Origin of the sequence: Megasphaera sp. DJF_B143, assembly GCF_900320625.1 — a bacterium.
Classification (GTDB): Bacteria; Bacillota; Negativicutes; order Veillonellales; family Megasphaeraceae; genus Megasphaera; species Megasphaera hexanoica.
In genome coordinates, this window is record NZ_ONTA01000155.1 from 1 (window position 1) to 2,835 (window position 2,835).

A 2,835-nucleotide genomic window follows, 5' to 3' on the forward strand; every position below is an offset into this window, starting at 1 on the left:
GCAGGTATCGAGGCAGACCCCGATGTTGTCCTGCCGTTCCACCTTTTCAATGATAGCGGCAATTTCCTCAAAATTGCGGCCTACTTCTGTCCCCTTGCCGGCCATCGTTTCCAGCAGGACCGTCGTTTTCTGGCCTTTGAACATGCACGTATTGAGCATATCAGCAATAAAATCTATTCCTGTTTCCGCCCCCTGTCCGACGTGGCTGCCTGGATGGAAGTTGTAGCGGCAATGATCGAGGTATTCCAGACGGCGCAGGTCATCAGCCATAGCTTCTCTGGCAAAAATCCGCGTCTTTTCCGTCTTCGAACAGCCATTCAGCGTATACGGTGCATGAGCCAGTATAGGAGCAAAATGATGCTCCGCCATCAGCCGGTTCAACGCTGCCATATCGTCCGTATCGAGAGGCCGGACGCTGCCGCCGCGGGGATTGCGTGTAAAAAACTGAAATGTATCGGCACCGATCGACAGGGCTTCTTCACCCATATGCAGGAATCCCTGGGAAACAGATAAATGACATCCTATATGAAGCATAGCCTTTTCTCCTTTTATGCAAAAACAGGCTGCAACGAAACCAATTCGTCCCAGCCTGCCTGCTTATCCTATTAATTTTCTTTTTCGTTCTGGCATCCCGTTTCTTCATTCTGGCATTCTGCACAAATTCCCGTAAAGGATACATTGACAGAATCTACCCGATAGCCCGTTTGTGTCTGAGCCAGATCAGCGAGCTTATCCCGTTCCACATCTACATCCATGACGCGGTTGCAGCGGGTGCAGCGGATATGGGCATGGGGCTTGGTGTTAAAATCATAGCGGTGCGCATCTTCTTCGCACTGCAGCACCTGTACGACACCGATTTTTGCAAAAATTTCCATCGTTTTATATACCGTCGCCAGACTCATGAACGGATATTTGGGCTGTAATTCTTTATAAATGGCTTCTGCATTGGGATGTGTCGTATTATTGTTGACTACTTCATACACGGCCAGACGCTGTGGCGTGACTTTATAGCCGTTTTCCCGCAATACTGCAGCAATATCCATAGACATAATCCTCCTTTCTCCATTAACAAGGATTTTTCACCTGTGAATGCTATTAAATGAGTATGATTTTTAAATTGTGCTTCTACTATATTGTAACCGTTATTTGTTGAAATGGCAATACAAAGATTCTAAATAATACGAAAAATATACATTATATTTGGTCCTTTGTCAAATCAGACGTTGACGGAACAGCTATTTCCACTCATAATATAGTACTAGGAAGAAAGGAGACCGGCATGAATGAAGAAATGATTATCCATCAGATAGCTTCTGACCTGCATATCCGCCCGGGACAGGTCCGGACCGCATTAGACCTGTTTGCCAGTGGCAATACCATCCCGTTTATCGCCCGGTACCGCAAAGAGGCAACGGGGACCCTGGATGAACAACAGCTGCGCCAGATCAAGGAACAGTATGAATACGAAGAAACACTCAGCAACCGCAAGGACACGGTACGCCAATCCATCATGGATCAGGGATTATGGAGCAATGAAATCAAAAGCCAGCTGGAAAAAGCCCGGCTGTTACAGGACGTAGAAGATATATATCTGCCCTTTAAGCCTAAAAAGCGTACGAAAGCATCGATGGCCCGCGACGCAGGCCTGACACCTCTGGCTGATTTATTCTGGAATCAGGATATACACGGGCCAGCTCCGGAAAAAGCAGCAGAAGCTTATCTGACCAAAGATGTGCCTACCGTAGAGGATGCCATCCAGGGCGCTGCTAATATTATTGCCGAACGCTGCTCCGAACTCGCCCCATACCGCCGTTTTTTACGTAACTCCTTCTGGCATGACGGCAAACTCACCTGCTCGCTGCAGGAAGAAGAGGAAAAATCACGGATTTATCTCGCCTATAGAGATTTTCACGAAGCCATCCGGCGCCTGCCCAGTCATCGTATCCTGGCTATTAACCGCGGGGAAAACCAGAAAGCGCTGAAAGTCAATCTGGAAGTCCGTACCGACGCATATATCAGCCGGTTGTGCCAGATGATCATCAAAGGCCCCTCTCCATATAAAGATATACTGGAAAGCGCCGCCACCGACAGCTATAAACGTCTCATCTGTCCCCAGATAGAACGGGAAATTCGCAATGAACTCACAGAAAAGGCAGAAAAACAGGCTATTCAGGTCTTTGCCGCTAATCTGCGCAGTCTGCTCCTGCAGCCTCCTTTTACCGGTCAGACCATTCTCGGTCTCGATCCGGGGTACCGCACAGGCTGCAAAGCTGCTGTCATCGACTCTACCGGTGCCGTGCTGGCCTACGGGACCTATCACCTTACGGGCTCGGAAAAACAGCGTCATGAAAGCGCCGATGCTCTGACCCACATGATCAGGGAGCACGAAGTTACCCTCATTTCCATCGGTAACGGAACGGCCTCATATGAGACGGAACAGTTCGTTTCCCGCTTAATCCATGAACAGCATTTGAAATGCCGCTATCTCATTACCAACGAAGCCGGCGCCTCGGTTTATTCGGCATCGGAACTGGCCCGGGAGGAATTACCGGATCTGGATGTCACGATACGCGGAGCCGTTTCCATCGCCCGCCGCATCCAGGACCCGCTGGCAGAATCGGTCAAAATCGACCCCCAGTCCATCGGTGTCGGCCAGTATCAGCATGATGTCAATCAAAAATCCCTGACGGCAGCACTGGATGCAGTCGTCGAATCGGTTGTCAATTATGTCGGCGTCGATCTCAATACGGCTTCAGCTGCTCTGTTGCAGCACGTATCGGGCCTGACCTCAGCTACGGCTGCAAACATCGTCACCTATCGCAATGAAAACGGCCC

The 2,835-nt window shown here is 49.7% G+C and carries 3 protein-coding genes; 1 reads left to right on the forward strand and 2 read right to left on the reverse strand.

Annotated elements, in window-relative coordinates:
• Both DBO31_RS04650 and DBO31_RS04655 read right to left on the reverse strand, forming a co-directional pair.
• Positions 1–534 (reverse strand): deoxyribonuclease IV (locus DBO31_RS04650; protein WP_150824558.1); only part of this gene is annotated, 534 nt, incomplete at its 3' end.
• Positions 535–605: 71 nt separating this feature from the next.
• Complete coding sequence (locus DBO31_RS04655; RefSeq protein WP_059075409.1) at positions 606–1,043, reverse strand: Fur family transcriptional regulator; 438 nt, start codon at positions 1,041–1,043, stop codon at positions 606–608.
• A 236-nt stretch (positions 1,044–1,279) separates the two neighbouring features.
• Between DBO31_RS04655 and DBO31_RS04660 the strand changes: the two genes are divergently transcribed.
• A partial coding sequence (locus DBO31_RS04660; protein WP_150824559.1) for a Tex-like N-terminal domain-containing protein occupies positions 1,280–2,835 on the forward strand: 1,556 nt, incomplete at its 3' end.

Coding starts and splice junctions, on each gene's coding strand:
- DBO31_RS04655 (WP_059075409.1), bottom strand. CDS start 1,043: ATGGATATTGCTGCAGTATTGCGGGAAAACGGCTATAAAGTCACGCCA.